At 69.1% G+C, this 656-nt stretch carries 1 pseudogene; it reads left to right on the forward strand.

The features are described from left to right. Positions 1 to 230: 230 nt before the first annotated feature. Positions 231 to 656, forward strand: a pseudogene (locus CF68_RS39095) (cell division protein FtsK); the annotation flags it as partial.

The following is a 656-nucleotide window of genomic DNA, read 5'->3' on the forward strand; positions in this document are numbered from 1 at the left end:
CACCCGCGCCGCGTCCGGCCCAGCCGGCGGCACGCAGGCCGGCCACGACGGCAGCACCTTCACCGGCTCCAGCGCCGCGGCCGGCGCAGCCCCTGCGCGGCACGGTGGTCAGCAGCCCGTTCCGCCAACCGCAGCCCCTGGTGCGTTCGGCGATTACGACGCTGCCTGAGGCATCTCGCAAGGGCGTCGCCTCGGCCACTGCTTCAGTCACCGTACCTGCCGCCATATCAGTGCCGGCTGAAGCCGTCGCCGTAGCGCTGGCGACCACTGGTGCCACGCAGGCCGTAGCGGCTCCCGCGCAGCCGGTTGCCAGCCCGGAACCCGAGGTCGTGGCAGCGCCCGAAGCGCCTGCCATGGAACCGGTGTCTGCAGACACCAATATCGTTGGCGACATCGCACCGGATTCCGTGCCGGCCGAAGCCGACGAAGCCGATGAAGTCACGCTTGCCGCGATCCGGCAGGAAGCTCTTGATCTGCTAGCCGAGTTGCAGGCGCTGGCAGCCAAGTCAGTGGTACCGCAAGCGGCTGCGCCGGAATTGCAACAACTGGATGCGGCTGTGCCGGATTCGGTGCCGGACATTGCCGTCGACACAGAACCGCACGCACTGGCTACCGTCACCCTGCCAGCCGAAGCCGAAGCCGAAGCCGAAGCCGAA

This window comes from Cupriavidus sp. SK-4 (assembly GCF_000611125.1).
GTDB classification, from domain to species: domain Bacteria; phylum Pseudomonadota; class Gammaproteobacteria; order Burkholderiales; family Burkholderiaceae; genus Cupriavidus; species Cupriavidus necator.